The sequence below is a fragment of the Sporosarcina soli genome (assembly GCF_042655805.1).
Classification (GTDB): Bacteria; Bacillota; Bacilli; order Bacillales_A; family Planococcaceae; genus Sporosarcina; species Sporosarcina soli.
This window is the reverse complement of record NZ_JBHSNO010000019.1, coordinates 1-18,501: the sequence shown is the minus strand read 5'-3', so window position 1 is coordinate 18,501 and position 18,501 is coordinate 1. Positions and strand designations below refer to the sequence as shown.

Genomic DNA, 18,501 nt, shown 5'->3' with positions numbered 1-18,501 from the left:
GTATGGCACACTTTGAAAGAGAATTAAAAGAGTATATTGAGTACTACAATCACAAAAGAATGAAGGCGAAATTAAAAGACCTGAGTCCGGTAGAATACCGAACTCAGATCTTAGAAGCCGCCTAAAATATTTGTCTAACTTTATTGGGTCAGATCAAATTCAGCGTCGGGTTCCAGTGTTTTGTCGTTGCACTCACACATAAATCCACTTGCTTGTGGAAGGCTACTTTTATGTGGAGGTGTAGGAATGGGGAAAAAAACGGCAGATGGTCAAGACGAAACAGCAAGTCTTGCCTGGTGGCAATTATCCCTTATTGGTGTAGGTTGCATTATTGGTACGGGGTTTTTCCTGGCTTCAAGTATCGCGATTAAAATGACGGGACCTTCTGTCATTCTTGCCTTCATCATGGCTGCAAGTGCAACGTATATTGTATTTGAAGCACTGGCGAAAATGTCTGCAAATGACCCGCAGAAGGGATCCTTTCGCACATATGCCAAAAAAGCGTATGGACGTTGGGCGGGCTTTAGCAGTGGGTGGGTGTACTGGTGTTCTGAAATATTGATCATTGGCAGTCAGCTTACTGCAATTTCACTTTTGTCTAAATTTTGGTTTCCGGATGTAAAACTATGGATTTTTGCATGCATATATGCCGTGTGCGGCCTCATTGTTCTGTTTATCGGTGCAAAAGCATTCGGGAAGTTGGAAAGCGTCTATGCGGTGATGAAAATTGCCGCCATTTTTATGTTTATCGTCATTGCCATTTTAGCGCTGACCGGGGTGCTTGATGGTAATCCGAAGGAAGGGATCCCTCGGTCTGTCGATGAATTTTTTCCAAAGGGAATCATCGGTTTTTGGAGTGCCCTCATTTTCGCCTTTTATGCACATGGCGGAATCGAAGTGATGGGTGTCATGGCTATCCATTTGAAAAAGAAGGAAGATGCCCCCAAATCGGGAAAAGTCATGTTAGGTTTGCTTGCGATCATTTACGTTACCGCACTGTCATTGGCGTTATTGCTGTTGCCTTTTGATCAGTTCAGGGAGAATAAGAGTCCGTTTGTCGAGGCATTGTCAGGCGTGAATGATATCAGTTTTTTCCCCCATGTATTCACTGCTGCCATTATTATTGCCGGATTTTCAACGATGTCTGCATCCCTTTTTTCGGTTACGACGATACTTGTAACTATATCGGAAGATGGGGATGCCCCAAAAATATTCAGTAAACAAATGAAAAAGAAACTTAAAATGCCGTTACCGGCAATTGCACTAACTTCAACCGGGCTTGTTCTTTCCATTGTCACTTCCTTATTATTGCCTGACAAAGTGTACGAATATATAACGACTGCAGCAGCGTTAATGCTTCTTTATAATTGGCTGTTCATTTTAGTCATGTATCACAGGTTGATCGAACCAACGACGGCAGATAAAGTGAAAAGAGTCATTGGGATGCTTTTGGTGCTAGCAGCGGTCAGCGGAACATTGCTCCATAAAACAAGTCGGCCAGGATTTTTTATTAGCCTCCTATTCCTCGCGGTTATTGGGGGTATCGTTTTATTTTTAAGGAAAAAGTGGAAGAAAGAAGAGACTCAAAAAAGTGCATGAAAAGCCTGAATGCCAAAGTATATTCCGAACCCGATAATAGATAGGGAAGAAATGACAGAGATGATTTTCAGGAACTTGGTGGAGAGTACTTTACGGGCACTACTCGATATTGTGGCCATTATGGTATCCCATAGAATGATACCGACTATAATGGCCACGCTATTCATGAAGATTTGATTGCCAGAAAAGGTTACCGTTGCTTCTGCAAGCACTGATCCATAAATCCCAAGCCAAAAGAGAATCGTCAGGGGATTTAAGAGAGACATGAAAAATCCCGCTGTAAATGAACGCTTCAACTGAACCTTTTTACCGAATCCGACATCCAGTTCAATTTTATGTAGCGAGAGTAAACTTTCAATGCCTGTATATGTAAGTACAAAGCAGCCGAATGACCAAAGAATGATTTGAACAAGGGGATACTCAATGACTTGACCGATCCCGAAGTATACCATCATCATATACAAGACATCCGCGGTTAAAGCGCCAATACCAAAAATCCAAGCATGAAAAAAACCGTTCTTAATGCCCGTATCTAGCTGTGCAGCGTTAACGGGACCAATGGGCGCAGCTAACGATACACCCAAAAAGATGTAAGCGGCTAGTGAATGCATAAAAGTCCTCCCTTAAAATGACGTCTTTGCATCATATTCAAAGGGGGTTACTTGTACAACTGCATGAAGGGAAAGATTGAAGAATTTCACAAAGATAAAAAGACCAGTTCAGCATTACGGTGAACTGGTCTTTTTTAGGCGGTTTTATCTGTTTTTTCGATTTCATCGACTTTGATGCATTTAAAAACAATAAATAATAATATTGCGCCGAGGACACCTGCTATGATATAGCTGGTATTCAAAAAATTCTTCATTACAAGTGACATGATAGGGGGGCCGGCTGCTACGCCGATAAATCTTGCCGAACTATAAAAGGAAGAGATTGTGCCTCTCAATTCCTTTTCTATATTCTCTGTTATGATGGCGTCAAGTGCAGGTAGTAATGCACCAATCGCGATTCCCACTATGCTCGTTACCACAAGAAGAAGGATCAGTTTTTTACTCGTAAATCCGACGAAGATGACGCTAATGGACATACCAATCAAGCAGATGACCATATATTTTTTAATCGTCTTCAGATTTCCTTTAATTTTCCGACCGGAAATAAAAGAAGCAATACAAAGTAGCAACAGCGGAATGGCAAGGACGAATCCTTTTTTAATGCCTTTAATATCATGGGCACTTTCAAGATTTTCCGATAAAAAAAATAGCATGCTGAATAAAATCAGCATAACAAGGACTCCATTTAGAAATACGGTATACAACCATTTACCTTCCACTTTGAATACTTTTTTCGTGTTACTTAAAAACTCCTTAAACTTTACGGGCTCATCTTCTTCTTTGGGTGCTTTTACAAAGAAAAAGATGAGTGCAATGGAAATTAAACTAAGTGCCGAGATGGAGAAGAAAGGCAGAAACCATAGAAAAGCGGCAAATACTGAACCCAGTATGGGGGCTAACACTTTTCCAAAGGTATTCGATGTCTCAATAATCCCTAAACAGGAACTGGTTTTTTCATCATCATCTTTGTAGAGATCTCCTACGAGCGGCAAAACGATTGGCATGGCACCAGCCGCCCCAATACCCTGAAGAATCCTTCCAACGATGATCATCATGTAGGGCTCATCCATTTTCCAGGAAGCAAACCCGGCAATGAGCCCCCCAATCAAGGCGAAGATCAGGCTCGGCAAGATCACCTTTTTTCGTCCGAACCGGTCCGATAAATAACCGGCAACCGGTATAAGAAAAATAGCTGCAACTGAATAGCTTGTTATGATCATACTCGATTGGAAGGAAGAGATTCCGACTTTTTCTTCGAGTATTGGAAGAACCGGGATAAGCATGGAGTTTCCAAGTGTCATGATGAGAGGGATTGAAGCCAAACTCACAATACACCATACACTTACTTTATCAACACTTTTTTCCATTATTGCACCACACCTCGACTCACCCTCATTTTGACGATCAAAGGTATGGTTTCCTTGCTTGGACTTTTTATGCATTCAATGTGTTAGCTGTAACTCTCTTCTTTTCGCAGTTAGCTGGCATATCAAAATAACGCCTGAAATGCTTGGATGCCAAAGTAAATTCCGAATCCGATCATGGAAATGGATGAAACAATGGAGACCCATTTCAAAAGATTGGTGGATAATAATTTTCTCGCTCCACCGGATAGAAAAGACATGGTGAGATCGACGATACTAATGCCGAATAATATGGCGGCACTGATCAAAATAATTTCAAAGCCGGTAGCGACTCCAGCATTTTTCGCGAGGATGGACCCATAGATCCCCAGCCAAAAAAGGATGGTCAATGGATTTAATAAAGACATTAAGAAACCGGTCAAAATGGATTGTCTAAGCCGGACTCTTTTTCGGGATTTCGAGATCATGTCGATTTTTTGTTCGGAAAGTAAATTTTCTATTCCTGTATACAAAAGTACAAAACAACCGAACGACCATAGAATGATTTTTAATAAAGGTGATTCGATAAATTGGCCTACGCCAAAATAGACAATGAGCATATACATGATGTCTGTTGTGATTGCCCCAAGACTAAAAAACCAAGCATGAAAAAAACCATGCTTCAACCCCTTGTTTAATAGGACACTCTTAACGGGGCCAATCGGCGCAGCCATCGATACCCCTAAAAAGATATAGGCGAATATAGAACTCATGTATTGTCCTCCGCTCGTATGACGTTCATGCATTTTATTCAATTCGACCAACTTATACGACTTGCAGGCTAATACTCTTGGAATTTCTTTTGATAACGAGCAAGCGCAAGCAAAGGGAAAATCATGTGATAGCTATGATAGTGGATATAGAAAGCGCCTCCCATCCCTTGCCCAACCGGATAGGAAAGGGTCCAATCGTTTTTATGAGTGGACTCTAGAAGATAGGCTATCCCCGCATTTATTTCCGGTGTGTTCTGATCTGAAACAGCCATGAGTGCATCGAGTGCCCAGGCGGTTTGAGTGGTATTGCTGGAGCCAAGCGGGACGTATGATGAAGCTGCATCGCTTTTACAAGATTCACCCCATCCACCGTCAGGATTTTGGATGGTAAGAAGCCAGTGGACAGCTTTTTGGATCACTGGATTTTCTTTGCTTACACCTGATGCGATAAGCCCGGTAATGGCTGCCCATGTGCCGTAAATATAACAAATTCCCCAGCGTCCGTACCATGATCCGTTTTGTTCTTGGTGATGAACGAGCCATTCAATTCCATTTTTCATAATTCTATGATTGTGAGGCAAATCCGTGTACCCACCTAGAAATTCAAGTGTTCTGCCGGTTAAATCGGCACTACTAGGATCGGTCAATAAAAATTGTCCACCTTCGATCGGCAGTAAGTTTAGGAAGGGAAGGTCCACATTTTTTTCAAAAGAAGCCCATCCACCATCCTTGTTTTGCATTGACATGACCCAATGGACACCTCTGTTCCATGCTTGATGGAAGAGGGGATCCGATTGGGCCAATCGGACAATCGCTCTTAGCGAAGCGGTTGTGTCGTCTACATCCGGGTTCATCGTATTACTGGCTGAAAATCCCCAACCTCCAGGGAGTACACCGGGATTGTGAATCGCCCAATCACCATATTTAGACTGCTGCCGATGGATTAAGTATTGATTTGCCTTTTGGATGACCGATGCAGAAGCAGGAACGTTTGCAATTTGAAGGACGTGGCTGATTAAAGCGGTATTCCACACTGTAGCAGTTGTATATTGCATATGCGTATGTCCCTGAATCGTACATTTCATTGCTTTCAATCCTTGTACTGCTTTGACAATAATCGGATCTTTGGTGGAATGTCCAAGAGAGAGCAGCGCAAAGATCATCAGAAATGTAGAACTAAAATAACTGTAAAGGGTTCCGTCCGGTTCAATATGCCGGAGCATATATTGTTTGGTCCGATGGATAGCGATCGATTGGATCATGTGAGGCAGGCCGAGTAACTGTTTAAGACCTTGATCAATCATCGAAAAAATTTCTTCTATGTCTTTCTTGTCAAAGAACTCATCGGTTTCATTTGAAAGGAGAAGGTCAGATAAATCGGGACTTCGTTTAGTTGTTTTAACGTATTTCTTATTTGCCAATATCATGATCGGCGCGATGTTCGCCCTTCCATACACGGAAAAATCATAGAAATTGATCGGGAAGTGAAGGGGCAGGAGAATCATCTCAATTGGTATCGGAAAATAAGCGGGCCACAGATATTGGCCGGTTAACGCCAGCATGATTTTTGTGAACAGATGCGATTTTTCAAGGCCGCCGTTTGCTAGGATGAACTCTTTTGCTGCTACTATCCGATTGTCTTCTTTGCCCACATAGCCAGAGTAGAGAAGGGAATAGTAGGCTTCCACCGTGGCAGAGACGTTTCCCCTATCTTCATCGTGAAAAAGTTTCCACGCACCATTTATCTCCTGTTTGCTAAAAATTCTTTCTGTCAATTGGACAATCAAGTCTTCGTCATTTATTTCCAACGTTCTCAATAAGATAATCATATAGGCATCTGTCGAGATACCGGTTTCAAAGGGGTAATCCCATGAGCCGTCTGCTTGCTGCTCATGAATCAGTTGTTGGATCAGTCGGCTGATAACGGGTTTCGTATCATATTTCAACGCATCCTCATCTCCCTCTGTCAAGATCGTTCATATACATATATATAGCTGTTCATTAGGATGTATGACGGTAGAACGCGGGGCGGAGGGGACCGATGTTTACGAATTTTAAAAGGATAGGTGGAAAATGGAGACTTCCAGAAAAATATCTTGCCATTAAAGCGGATTTAAAGAATGACCATCGTCAACCACTTCAGGATGAACAAGACTTGCCCCGTGAAGATCGCTCGCTTCTTCAATCGATTCGCTTCCAAACGGAGCAGCTGAATAGCAATAATAAGACAAGAACGAAAGCTTATCTTGATTTCTATACAATCCATCCGGAAATCCATTGGGCATTTCTTGGTCATATGGTGTCCAGGAATGGCGGATGGAATATGACAGATCTGAAAGGAGAGTTCCTCTCCAGGCTCATGCATGAACAAACGAAACGAGATTTTTTCTCTTTTTTGGAGCGGGGGAATTGGCTGATCTTCCAAGATGCTTACCCTCAGTTTTTACTCTATGCCGAAAGTAAATCTCGGAATCGGAATTTGTTTTATCTATTACCTTATTTACATGTTTCGCGATTTATGGAAGTGATTTGGAATCATTTTTGGAGAGATAGAGATTGTTATTTGCTCGCGATTGCTCTTGTTATTAATGAACAAAATTATTTGGAAAACAGAATCATTCAAAACCCTTTATACAAGAAAAAAGTTTTTCAGACATTTGAGTTCGTGTTACAAGATTTTCTATCTGTCAATCATATTTTGTTTCCATACCATGATCATCGTAAGCCGGAAGGAAGGGCTACGCTTATTGGGCTGACGCTCCATCATTTCGGGTCTCTTCACGAGCGGATTATGCTAGGAAAGAGGCTCTATCAATTGTTGTTTGGTGAAAGGGATTTGTTAGAGGCCGTTCATCGCTGGGCAATCGCTCATCCACATACGGGTTCGCGGAAGGATTATTGGCCGGAAGTCTTTAATGCTATAAACGAGGGAGTACCTGGAACTTCGCTATCAAGAAGGCTAAAGTCATGCCAAATAAGAAAGGGAGCACTTCGTTTATTCAGCCCGAAGCTTGAGTATGCATGGAAGAATGTCAATCACGCCAAGGCTGAACTTGGTGATTGGTATGAACACTGGCATATGATTGAATATTTAGTAGAAGAAAAAATAGCGCTGAAGGGCAAGATAGAGGGGGAGTATTGTGAAACACTTGAAAAGCTCGAACTCGCAGCAATCGCCAAAACGACGATTTTCCCGTAATGTCTTTTTATACTTGCCCGCTTTAGTTGTTGCTTGTTTGCTAGGAACCTATTTAGATTTAATTTTTGTCGGGAAAAGTATGTATAGTTTTCCGGTTCGTCCTTTTCCAGATGTTTTTTCGATCAATATCGCCTTTACGTTATTGATACTTCCTTTTTGTACGTGGCTTTACCTATTTATTATCGGTAAAATACCGGCATGGAGTCGACCTGTTTTCATACTACTTCTTAGTATTCTTGCGTCAGCCATGGAGAAAATATCGGTACAATGGGGATTCTTTAATCACACGGATCAATGGAAACATGGTTATACTTTTGTGGGCTATTTCGTTTTTCTTGTACTAATAAGGAAGATTTTTAAATGGGGAAAAGGACAGGGAGAAGTCGGGTAGTAAAGGAATCATACACTGGGATGTGAAGAAATACTAAACAATAATGGAATTTTACAGGCATTGGTATTATCAAAGTACGGAATGTAAATATAGAACTCAAGACATTATGTATTGCTTTTGAAATTCGTCATTCCTCCCGGCCCTATTTCTAGTGAAAAAACATGCCTAATCTTTACATTACTCAGATTTTTGCTATTCTATAGTAAATAATGAGAAAAGAGGTTATCCGAGGTGCAACTTAATCATACTAGTCCAATACCATTACATATACAATTAAAAGAAATCATTGAAAAACAAGTGGCCGAAGGGATTCTTTCCGATCAAATTCCAAGTGAACGTCAGATTATGGAGGAATATACGATTAGTCGTAGTACGGTACGTGAAGCAATCAGTCTTTTAGTTCGGGAAGGAATTCTTGAAAAAAGGCATGGGAAGGGTACGTTTGTTTCGTTAAAACCGATTCATGATTGGCTTGGTAATTTAAGTAGTACGACTGAAACCATCCGTGACATTGGGATGAAACCTGGGGCAAAACTAATTACGCATTACAAAACTACACCACCTATCTATATTCAAGAGCGAACTGGGTTTGCAGAAGCTTACTTTATCAAAAGGGTGCGTTATGCGGATGATATTCCGATTGGTGTGGAACGACATTACTATCCAATATCGATTGGCGAACAATTAATTAAATACGATTTGGATAATGCTACACTCTACGATTTAGTTGAACATGAACTGGGGATACAGTTCGCAGAGGCTGATCAAACAATTTCAAGTGGGCATGTATTGCAGGAGGATAGCGAGTATCTTGGTGTTCCGGCCCATACGAATGTTCTAATTGCAGAGCGGATCATTAAAGATCAATTTGGAACTGTTGTTGAAATGGAAGAAGCGTTTTATCGAAGTGATATGTATTCATTTAAAATTAATCTATCGCGAAAATTTGGCTAGATTACAAGGAGAAACCCATTTATTTTGTTTTACAATAAGATTTATAGAATTTTAAAATATCAGAATTACTTAAAAACATTGAAAACTAATACTGCTCTCGAGTATACTATATTTAAACCTGCTGCAACTGGTACGGACATCATAATCTATTAAGAAAATGTTGTTCTGGCTAGAATCGGGAGACGGGAGTGATTTTATTGATTATCGGAGTTCCTCGTGAAGTTAAAAACAATGAGCATCGAGTTGCACTAACCCCCTCTGGTGTTATGGCTTTTGTACATGCGGGACATCGTGTGTTGGTGGAACGCATGGCAGGCTACGAAAGCGGTTTTCAGGACGAGGAATATGTAGCAGTAGGTGCTGAAATTGTAGAGGTAGCGAGTGAAGCATGGGCTGCAGAGATGGTTATGAAAGTTAAAGAACCGCAACCTGCAGAATACAGGTATTTAAGGGAAGGTCAAATACTATTTACGTACCTTCACTTAGCTGCCGAGGAACGTTTAACGCGACAATTAGTCGAGAAAAAGGTAACGGCTATCGCTTATGAAACAATCCAGAATAACGATGGATCATTACCACTCTTAGCTCCAATGAGTGAGGTTGCCGGGCGGATGTCAGTTCAAATTGGTGCACAGTTTTTAGAAAAGTCTAAAGGTGGGAAGGGCATTCTTCTTGGCGGTGTATCGGGTGTCAAACCGGCAAATGTTGTCATCATTGGCGGCGGTGCTGTCGGAACAAACGCGGCGAAAATGGCAATTGGTCTAAGAGCGAATGTGACGATTATTGATGTCAATGCAAATCGTCTCCGCGAATTGGATGATTTGTTTGGTGGGGAAATCACAACATTAATGTCCAACCCACTAAATATTCAAGAGGCGGTCAAGCAAGCGGATCTATTAATTGGTGCAGTCCTTATACCAGGTGCTAAAGCCCCGCAATTAGTTTCAGAGGATATGGTAAAGAATATGTCCAAAGGGTCCGTCATTATTGATGTTGCAGTTGACCAAGGTGGATCGATTGAAACCATTGATCGGATTACAACACATGATGACCCGATTTATGTGAAACATGGCGTATTGCATTATGCTGTTGCAAACATGCCTGGTGCTGTAGCAAGAACATCAACATTATCATTGACGAACAATACAAGTCAGTATGGTCTTTTACTCGCAAATAAAGGGCTTCAGAAGGCGGTGGAAACAAACGAAGCTTTTGCCAAAGGGGTCAATACACATGGTGGCTTTATCACATACGAAAAGCTAGCAGTTACACACAACATGCCTTACAAATTATTGTCTTCTATTTTGACAAATAATCCAGTTTCTTCTTATTAAACCTATTTATCCTATCTATGAAAGTGGAACTATATGGAATGGGGGAAAGATGAATGAAGACAGCAGTTGAAAAGAGCAATATACAGGCAAAAACAACATCTCATCTATGGAATGCAATGCATCGGTACAATCCGGATGCACAGCAAATGGTAGCGGTGTCAGGTGAGGGGGCATGGTTCACAGATGAAAAAGGGAATAAATACCTTGATGGCGTATCTGGGTTGTGGTGTTTGAATCTAGGGCATGGCCGCCAAGAAATTGTGGACGCAGCCGCGGAACAAATGAAAAAACTATCTTATTTCCCGTTAACGATGAATCACCAACCTGCAGTCGATTTGTCGAAGAAAATTAGTGAATTGTTAGGCGCTCGTTATCAAACCTTCTTTTCTAATAGTGGTTCTGAGGCAAATGAAACGGCTTTTAAAATTGCACGTCAATACCATAGCCAAACAGGAAATCCCGGGAAATATAAATTCATTTCGCGCTATCGTGCTTACCACGGTTCTACACTTGGGGCAATGAGTGCAACCGCACAAGCAAACCGTCGTGTCAAATACGATCCAAGCGCACCAGGATTTTTACATGTTTATCCACCATATAGCTATCGTTCTATCTTCGGGGGCAATCCGGAAGAATCGGATTTAAAAGCTGCACAACTCCTCGAAGAATTGATCATTTGGGAAGGAGAAGAGACTGTAGCGGCATTCATTATGGAACCGTTCATCTCAGGTGGAGGCGTCATTATTCCATCCCCAAAATATATTCAACGAGTGGCAGAAATTTGTGAAAAGTACAATGTATTACTAATTATGGATGAAGTCGTTTCAGGGTATGGCCGAACAGGTGAAATGTTTGGCTTCATGCATGCAAAGGGCGTTCAACCCGATATTGTGACAATGGCAAAAGGATTAACAAGCGGTTATTTACCGCTCGGAGCTACAGCTGTGAAATCGGAAATCTACGATGTGTTTAATCGGGAAGGAAAAGATAATCACTTTCGACATGTTTCCACTTATGGTGGACATCCTGCCGCATGTGCTGTTGCACTTAAAAATATTGAGATTATTGAGAAGGAAAATATCGTTAAGCGTGTTCGCGAATTAGGTGAAACAAAATTAGGTAAGCTTGATCAGCTAATTGATCATAAAAATGTGGGAGAAGTTAGACGAGTTGGCTTTCTGGTTGGTTTGGAAATGGTCATGGATAAAGGCTCAAAAACACCTCTTGATGACGTGCGAATGGGGGAAATTGTAGGTAAATGTAAACAAAAAGGTCTGATTATTGGGAAAAATGGCGACACGATCCCAGGCCAAAATAATGTCATCATCATTGCACCACCATTAACAAGTACAGAAGAGGATTTGGATTTTGTCGTTGAAACAGTAGAATCAGTTATTCGTAGTCTGTAGAATCAAATACCCCTTGACGTCATTATGTCAATCAATTTTGTAACATCCGCAGGAGGCTAAACTTGGATCAAGTTACACCGGGCTCAGATACCCCTAATTTTGGGGCAAGAGGGGGAGATGGGAAGGGAATGTAGATGAATTACGAAAGATTGAAAATATTTATCGCGGTCGCTGAAAAAAATAGCTTTTCCGAAGCTGCAAAAATACTGTATGTTACACAGCCAACGATTACATCACAAGTAAAGACACTTGAAGAAGAACTGAATACAAAACTATTTGAGCGAACAACGAAAAGAGTAGCGATGACTCAATCCGCGCATATTTTATTAAAATACGCTAAGGAAATTGTCCGTTTAAGTGAATTAGCCCAAAAAGAAATCTTGTATATTGAGAACACGATAAATGGTGATTTAAGTGTAGGGTGCAGTCTAACGATAGGTGAGTATATACTTCCAGAGTTTTTCAAACCATTTATAGATTCGTACCCACTCATTCAAATGAGTGTGAAAATCGCAAATTCTAATACTATCGTCGAGGATCTTAAGGATCAATTAATTGATGTTGGGTTAATTGAAACACGAATAGAGGACCCGCAAATTATATTGGAACCCATTTTAGAAGATGAACTTATATTGATAGCAGCACCGGATTATTTTTCTAGTAATGAATCAAAAATTTCATTGGACCAACTAATAGAAATACCGCTTATTGTTAGGGAAAAAGGATCTGGTACACGGGCTGTCATGGACAATCATTTAGAACAGGCGGGGCTCTCACTAACTGATTTGAATATCGTTATGGAACTAGGAAGTACGGAAGCGATTAAAACAGCGGTGGAATCTGGTTTGGGTGTGTCGTTTATTTCAAAAAGTACAATCAAAAAAGAACTGAAATTAAAATTATTAAAAACCTATTCAATTAAAAATATGTCTTTTTATCGCTGTTTTTACATTGCTTATCGTAATGATCGCGTTTTAAAATCATCAACTGAATTCTTTTTGAAAAAATTGCGAACGATTATTCAGGAAAGAGAAGTAGGTACTCTAATCCATTTACCAACTAGCAATGGCTGAAAGACGCAGAATTCCAAATAATCTAATTATACTTGGGGGAGGAATTTAAAATGGTAAAACAACAAACAAAGGTGGAAAAAGCAATCAATCAAAAGGTTAAAATGACACCGAGTGAGGCAATTGTCGAAACACTTTTAGCGGAAGGTGTTAAAGATGTATATGGTATCTTAGGCTCGGCCTTTATGGATATGCTTGACTTATTCCCAGCAGCAGGTATACGATTCTTACCGGTTCGGCATGAACAAAGTGCCGGACATATGGCGGATGCCTTTACACGTGTTTCTGGTGTAGCAGGGGTTATTGTTGGGCAGAACGGACCGGGAATTACCAATATGGTTACTTCGGTGGCAGCTGCGAACCAAGCACATACACCAATGGTTATTATCTCTCCATCCGCAGGAACGCCAACAATTGGATGGGATGGATTCCAAGAAGCTGACCAAGTATCTATTTTTAAAGAAATTACAAAAGAAACTGTGCGGGTAACACATGTGAGCCGTGTAGCCGATTGCTTACGTACTGCTTTTCGAATTGCCTATGCGGAGCGGGGACCAGTATTATTCGATATTCCACGTGATCTATTTTATGGTGAATTGGAGGAACAAATTCTTCAGCCGCATCAGTATCGCGTTGATGCTAGGGGCTGTGGTGATCCAGCAGCGATTGAAAGAGCTGTAGAACTATTAAAAGACGCAAAATACCCTGTGATTATTTCGGGGCGCGGCGCGGTAGATGCAGATGGTGTGGATACGGTTGCTAAAATTGCGGAGCATTTAACTGCACCTGTTGCAGTATCGTATATGCATAATGATGCATTCCCTGCAGATCATCCACTTGCGGTTGGCCCGATTGGTTATATGGGATCAAAAGCTGCCATGCATACGCTCAAAAAAGCAGATGTTGTTCTAGCGATTGGAACAAGACTATCAGTATTTGGAACATTGCCTTGTTACGATATTGATTACTTCCCGAAGAGTGCTAAAATTATTCAAATTGATATTAACCCACGACAAATCGCTCGAACGCATCCGGTAGAAGTTGGAATTATTGGCGATGCAAAAGCAGCGAGCGACGAAATTTATAAACAGTTACGGGCTGCATCACCTTCTCTGAGCCAAAAACAGGATCGTTTGGAAGAAGTTAGCGCAGTTAAGGAGGAATGGGAACAAGAACTGATCGACTTGGCAATGGTAGAAGGTAACCCAATTAACCCACGTCGGGCACTATTAGAATTAACAAAAGCTCTGCCTAAAAATACAATTATTTCTTCAGATATTGGAAATGTTTCATCGACAGCAAATGCATACCTGAAGTTCAATCAAACGCGACGTCATATTGCGGCATTAACATTTGGTAATACTGGTTTTGCTTATCCAGCGGCACTCGGCGCTCAGCTCGCTGAGCCGGATACACCAGTTGTGGCCATCGTTGGCGATGGGGCATGGGGCATGAGTTTGCATGAAGTAAGTACAGCGGTGGAACAAAATCTTCCGGTCATCGCTTGCGTATTTAACAATGAATCATGGGCGGCAGAGAAGAAAAATCAAGTCGACTTTTATGACAACCGCTTCGTCGGTGCGGATATTGATGCACCTGATTTCGCTGAAGTAGCTCGATCAATGGGAGCACTTGGCTATACGATTGACAAACCAGAGGACATTGCGCCAATTGTGAAAGAAGTCTTGGCAAAACGCAAGCCAGCAGTGCTAAATATCTGCGTGGATGGTACACAACTTGCACCACCATTTAGAAAAGATGCACTAAAAATGCCAACACGATTCCTAGATAAATATAAACACTTGGATTATAACGAATGGAAGAAATGAAAAATGGATAAGTAAGCATAAAACATCTCCAAACTAACTTAGGTCAGTTTGGAGATGTTTTCTTAAAATCTACTTCTTTACTAATTGAAAAAAGTAAGAGCTGAATACATTCCATTAAATAGCGCATTATTTTTACGTTCAAAAATTATTATTAGAAATCCTTATAATATTTATAAGAAATCGAAACAGGACTATATATCAGAAAACATTGAATAGTCCATCTTGGTATGGTTTAATGTATTAGAGTCAATCATTCGTCAGCTGGTACGGATGATATAACGTCTTTATGAATCTATTACTATAAAGGAGGCAATTTGCGAAATACGACTAAGAATACCAATGGCATACAATGAGTTTCCAAGAGCCAGGTGGCAGCCCAATAATCGCAGAATTCAGCGAGGGCGGTAGAAGTATGAGTTATCAAGTCAGAGGATGCAGGATCAGTAATTCCCAATGTAATCGAACAAGCCATCTATAATTGAGAGGCTATCTAATTGGCATCATCACATAGGATAGTTGAGATAAAAATGCTTACTCATCCTTTATCAAAACATTCTTACTCACTCTACTTATATATGTTGATATTCGATAGCTGAAGTAAATCTGTGTTGAGAACAGGTGCTAGTGAAATGAACAAGCTTTTATTACTTTCCATTATTAAGCGTGAATTCATTCCTATAACTTGGATGTACCTTACACCTATTTGTAAGCGCATACTAATTGGTATTTCCGGAAAATACTGAAAGTGGGTGGGGAAATGGAGCATCAACCAGAACAACTAAAAGCTGGCCTTAAACAAAGACATTTGACCATGATATCTTTAAGTGGAGTTATTGGTGCAGGTTTGTTCGTCGGAAGCGGTATAATAATTGGAAAGACTGGTCCCGGAGCCATTTTATCTTACACAATCGCGGGTATGATCGTTGTTTTCGTCATGCGGATGCTTGGAGAAATGGCAACCGTAAATCCAAATACGGGATCCTTTGCGGTGTATGCCAGGGAAGGAATTGGTGAGTGGGCAGGTTACGCGACAGGATGGCTCTATTGGTTTTTCTGGGTTATTGTCATTGCATTAGAGGCGGTCGCAGGGGCAGCAATTATACATGAGTGGCTTCCATCGATCCCAGTCTGGGCGATCAGTCTTTCTATAATATTGTTATTGAAACTGACAAATATTTTTTCCGTAAAATCCTTTGGTGAATTTGAATATTGGTTTTCGATTATTAAAATCGTAAGCATTATTCTATTTTTAATTCTTGGAGTGGCGGTTATATTTGGGCTTGTACCAAGTATTCCTTCGCCTGGTGTTTCTAATCTTACAAACTTTGGTGGCTTCATGCCGGCAGGGTTAGGTTCAGTAGTTGTCGGGGTTGCCATTGTTTTCCATGCCTTTGTAGGTGTTGAAATTCCTGCCATTGCTGCCGGTGAGACTTCCGATCCGGTGAAATCTGTAAGAAAAGCTTTAAATACTGTAGTGTGGCGCATTCTAGTGTTTTATATTGGTTCAATTGCTATATTGGTAACGCTTTTACCATGGAATTCAGCAATATTACTAAAAAGTCCATTTGTTTCTGTTCTTGAAATGATGGGTATTCCTTCTGCAGCTCTTATTATGAATATAGTGGTTCTGACGGCATTGTTATCCTGTCTCAATTCAGGACTTTATACGAGCTCTCGTATGCTATTTTCACTTGCTCAAAAGGGTGACGCACCCAAGATATTTTCCAAGTTGAGTAAGAGTGGGGTTCCTGTTTTTGCTGTAATAGCGAGTACATTATTTGCCTTTATTAGTACGATTTTCAGTTATGTTTCTCCGGATAAAATATTTTTCTTTTTAGTAAACTCTTCTGGTGGGGTTGGAATTCTTGTTTACTTAGCAATTGCGATTTCACATTTGCGTATAAGAAAAAGAATCGAAAAAGAAAATCCAGAAGTATTAAAAGTGAAAATGTGGCTTTTCCCTTATCTAACCTATGTTACCATTGCTGCCATGATTGTCGTGCTCATCTTAATGGCATTTATTGAAACACAACGACCTCAGTTTATTTTTACAGCGCTGTTTAGTGTCGTAGTGATTTCAACTTACTTTGTAAAACGGCGTAAAAAGGAAAGTAAAAAAGAACCAGAAGTAATTATGAATTCTAGTAATCTCAATCCTTAACATCTGATCCCCCCCCCCCTTTTTAGAGAGCGCTTACATCAATAAGCTTAGTTATCTAAAAACGCACAAAACCGAAAATCAGCCAAGTAATTAAACGGCTGATTTTCGGTTTTGTGCGTTTGGTCGTCGTTCTCTATCACGTAGGAACCTAAGAAGGAGCAAAAGAGAAAGACGGTTCCTCGGAAACAAAGCATAGCTTGGCATACTCAAAGTGCTGATTGGATTCCAGCGATGCCAGTTTACATCAATCTCAAATGAATTATAGATAGTTCTCTTCCAAATTCTATGGTAAGATGTTTTTATTTGAAAATGGACTGAGATAAGAAGGAGTTATTATGGCAGCAAATACTGGTAAAAAAAATATCGGCCAAAAGCTGAATTTATTTCATTTAACGTGGCCGATTTTTTTAGAAGTTTTTCTTTTCATGTTAATGGGCATTGCAGATACATTCATGTTGAGCGCATTGTCAGACGATGCGGTGTCAGGCGTGGGAGCTGCGAATCAGTATATTCATATTGCCATTCTCGTGCTTGAAGTTGTCGGGAATGGGGCGGCAATTGTCGTCTCGCAATATCTTGGATCGAAAAGATTCATCGAAGCATCCAAAATTTCTGCACTGGCAGTTACGTTGAATTTGATTGTCGGGCTTTTGATGAGTGTACTTTTTGTCATCTTTTCGAGACATATTATGATCGCCATGAATTTGCAAGGAGATGTGCTAGACTACGCCACCAAATATTTGGTCATTGTAGGAGGGGCTATATTCCTACAAGCCATCATCAATTCTTTGGCAGCAATCATTCGAGTACATGGCTTTACGAAGCAGACGATGCTTGTTTCGTTAGGGATGAATATTTTTCATGTCGTGGGGAATTATTTGCTCATTTTTGGGAAGTTCGGTTTTCCGGAGCTAGGTGTGCAAGGGGCTGCGATTTCTTCGGTCGTTAGCCGTTTGCTCGCGATGATTGTGTTTTTCTGGCTGCTTTATCGGGTGATGGAGTACCGGGTAGAGTTCCGCTATTATATTACGTTGTCAAAAGAATATATAGGGAAAATATTACAGATCGGCATTCCATCCGCGTTTGAACAAATTATGTACCAAGGCTGTCAAATTGTCTTTTTATATTACGTCACTTATTTAGGGGCGGAATCATTGGCAGCTAGGCAATATGCCGTGAATATCTCGATGTTTACGTATTTATTTGCCATCGCAATCGGGATGGGTACTGCCATTATTGTCGGACGTCTAGTGGGCGGTGATGAAAAGGAAGAGGCCTACAAAAGTGTCTGGAAGAGCGTGAAGTGGGCATTGTTGTTCACATTATGTATGGTGGCACTCGTCATGATTTTCCGCTATCCATTATTGAAACTGTTTACGAATAATCCAACCGTGGTCGAAATAGGGGCGACCGTCTTATTGCTCAGTATCGTACTGGAAACGGGGCGGACGATGAATATCGTCATTATCAATTCATTACGCGCAGCCGGGGATGCAAAATACCCCGTCATCATCGGTGCTTTTTCGATGGTCGCCATGAGTTTGCCATTAGGTTATTTGTTAGTTTTCCAATTGGATCTCGGACTCGTTGGTGTATGGCTAGCCATTGCGGCAGATGAATGGGTACGTGCTACGATTATGTACTTTCGCTGGAAAAGTAGACGTTGGGAAAGATATGCGCTCGTTTCACCAAATAAGTGAAAAAGAAAAAACAGCCATGAATGATCTGACCCAATAAAGTTAGACAAATATTTTAGGCAGCTTCTAAGATCTGAGTTCGGTATTCTACCGGACTCAGGTCTTTTAATTTCGCCTTCATTCTTTTGTGA

Annotated in this window: 15 protein-coding genes; 11 read left to right on the top strand and 4 right to left on the bottom strand. The window is 40.8% G+C overall.

Features of this window, described 5'->3' with window-relative positions:
* Positions 1–125, top strand: a 125-nt coding sequence (locus ACFPRA_RS23655) for an IS3 family transposase (protein WP_381440273.1), incomplete at its 5' end; no start/stop codon positions are given.
* Positions 126–246: 121 nt separating this feature from the next.
* Positions 247–1,599: an amino acid permease gene (locus ACFPRA_RS23650; RefSeq protein WP_381440269.1), complete on the top strand. Its 1,353-nt coding sequence runs from the start codon at positions 247–249 to the stop codon at positions 1,597–1,599.
* Here ACFPRA_RS23650 and ACFPRA_RS23645 read toward each other — a convergent pair.
* The 4 genes from ACFPRA_RS23645 to shc all read right to left on the bottom strand — a co-directional run bounded on the left by ACFPRA_RS23645 (position 1,584) and on the right by shc (position 6,272).
* Positions 1,584–2,210, bottom strand: a complete 627-nt coding sequence (locus ACFPRA_RS23645) for a LysE family transporter (protein ID WP_381440267.1) — start codon at positions 2,208–2,210, stop codon at positions 1,584–1,586. The genes ACFPRA_RS23650 and ACFPRA_RS23645 overlap by 16 nt on opposite strands.
* A 134-nt stretch (positions 2,211–2,344) precedes the next feature.
* Positions 2,345–3,577 carry an MFS transporter gene (locus ACFPRA_RS23640; RefSeq protein WP_381440265.1) on the bottom strand — a complete coding sequence of 411 codons (1,233 nt, stop codon included), beginning with the start codon at positions 3,575–3,577 and terminating at the stop codon, positions 2,345–2,347.
* A 122-nt stretch (positions 3,578–3,699) separates the two neighbouring features.
* Positions 3,700–4,326, bottom strand: a complete 627-nt coding sequence (locus tag ACFPRA_RS23635) for a LysE family transporter (RefSeq protein WP_381440263.1) — start codon at positions 4,324–4,326, stop codon at positions 3,700–3,702.
* Between the two features lie 68 nt (positions 4,327–4,394).
* The gene (gene shc / locus ACFPRA_RS23630) at positions 4,395–6,272 is read right to left on the bottom strand and encodes a squalene--hopene cyclase (RefSeq protein WP_381440260.1); all 1,878 of its coding nucleotides are present in this window, start codon (positions 6,270–6,272) and stop codon (positions 4,395–4,397) included.
* 95 nt (positions 6,273–6,367) lie between these two features.
* Between shc and ACFPRA_RS23625 the strand changes: the two genes are divergently transcribed.
* The 9 genes from ACFPRA_RS23625 (at position 6,368) to ACFPRA_RS23585 (ending at position 18,373) form a co-directional block, all read left to right on the top strand.
* Positions 6,368–7,525, top strand: a complete 1,158-nt coding sequence (locus ACFPRA_RS23625) for a DUF2515 family protein (RefSeq protein WP_381440258.1) — start codon at positions 6,368–6,370, stop codon at positions 7,523–7,525.
* Entirely contained in the window at positions 7,467–7,916 is a 450-nt protein-coding gene (locus tag ACFPRA_RS23620; RefSeq protein ID WP_381440256.1) for a CBO0543 family protein, read from the top strand. Before ACFPRA_RS23625 ends, ACFPRA_RS23620 begins: the two co-directional genes overlap by 59 nt.
* A 231-nt stretch (positions 7,917–8,147) precedes the next feature.
* Positions 8,148–8,870, top strand: a complete 723-nt coding sequence (locus ACFPRA_RS23615) for a GntR family transcriptional regulator (RefSeq protein WP_381440254.1) — start codon at positions 8,148–8,150, stop codon at positions 8,868–8,870.
* 197 nt (positions 8,871–9,067) lie between these two features.
* A complete protein-coding gene (gene ald / locus ACFPRA_RS23610; protein WP_381440252.1) occupies positions 9,068–10,204 on the top strand; it encodes an alanine dehydrogenase in 1,137 nt (378 codons plus the stop codon).
* 53 nt (positions 10,205–10,257) lie between these two features.
* The gene (locus tag ACFPRA_RS23605; protein ID WP_381440250.1) at positions 10,258–11,613 is read left to right on the top strand and encodes an aminotransferase; all 1,356 of its coding nucleotides are present in this window, start codon (positions 10,258–10,260) and stop codon (positions 11,611–11,613) included.
* A gap of 134 nt (positions 11,614–11,747) precedes the next feature.
* The gene (locus ACFPRA_RS23600) at positions 11,748–12,686 is read left to right on the top strand and encodes a selenium metabolism-associated LysR family transcriptional regulator (RefSeq protein ID WP_381440248.1); all 939 of its coding nucleotides are present in this window, start codon (positions 11,748–11,750) and stop codon (positions 12,684–12,686) included.
* Between the two features lie 50 nt (positions 12,687–12,736).
* Positions 12,737–14,512 (top strand): sulfoacetaldehyde acetyltransferase, encoded by a 1,776-nt coding sequence (gene xsc, locus ACFPRA_RS23595; protein WP_381440244.1) that lies wholly within the window; start codon positions 12,737–12,739, stop codon positions 14,510–14,512.
* 757 nt (positions 14,513–15,269) lie between these two features.
* Positions 15,270–16,673, top strand: a complete 1,404-nt coding sequence (locus tag ACFPRA_RS23590; protein WP_381440242.1) for an amino acid permease — start codon at positions 15,270–15,272, stop codon at positions 16,671–16,673.
* A 335-nt stretch (positions 16,674–17,008) separates the two neighbouring features.
* Positions 17,009–18,373: an MATE family efflux transporter gene (locus ACFPRA_RS23585; protein WP_381440240.1), complete on the top strand. Its 1,365-nt coding sequence runs from the start codon at positions 17,009–17,011 to the stop codon at positions 18,371–18,373.
* Positions 18,374–18,501 lie beyond the last annotated feature (128 nt).

Excerpts from the sequence above, each read along its gene's own strand:
- ACFPRA_RS23585 (WP_381440240.1), top strand. The coding sequence starts at position 17,009 with ATGGCAGCAAATACTGGTAAAAAAAATATCGGCCAAAAGCTGAATTTA.
- ACFPRA_RS23600 (WP_381440248.1), top strand. The coding sequence starts at position 11,748 with ATGAATTACGAAAGATTGAAAATATTTATCGCGGTCGCTGAAAAAAAT.
- ACFPRA_RS23590 (WP_381440242.1), top strand. The coding sequence starts at position 15,270 with ATGGAGCATCAACCAGAACAACTAAAAGCTGGCCTTAAACAAAGACAT.
- ACFPRA_RS23650 (WP_381440269.1), top strand. The coding sequence starts at position 247 with ATGGGGAAAAAAACGGCAGATGGTCAAGACGAAACAGCAAGTCTTGCC.
- ACFPRA_RS23645 (WP_381440267.1), bottom strand. The coding sequence starts at position 2,210 with ATGCATTCACTAGCCGCTTACATCTTTTTGGGTGTATCGTTAGCTGCG.
- ACFPRA_RS23635 (WP_381440263.1), bottom strand. The coding sequence starts at position 4,326 with ATGAGTTCTATATTCGCCTATATCTTTTTAGGGGTATCGATGGCTGCG.
- ACFPRA_RS23640 (WP_381440265.1), bottom strand. The coding sequence starts at position 3,577 with ATGGAAAAAAGTGTTGATAAAGTAAGTGTATGGTGTATTGTGAGTTTG.
- ACFPRA_RS23625 (WP_381440258.1), top strand. The coding sequence starts at position 6,368 with ATGTTTACGAATTTTAAAAGGATAGGTGGAAAATGGAGACTTCCAGAA.
- xsc (WP_381440244.1), top strand. The coding sequence starts at position 12,737 with ATGGTAAAACAACAAACAAAGGTGGAAAAAGCAATCAATCAAAAGGTT.
- ACFPRA_RS23605 (WP_381440250.1), top strand. The coding sequence starts at position 10,258 with ATGAAGACAGCAGTTGAAAAGAGCAATATACAGGCAAAAACAACATCT.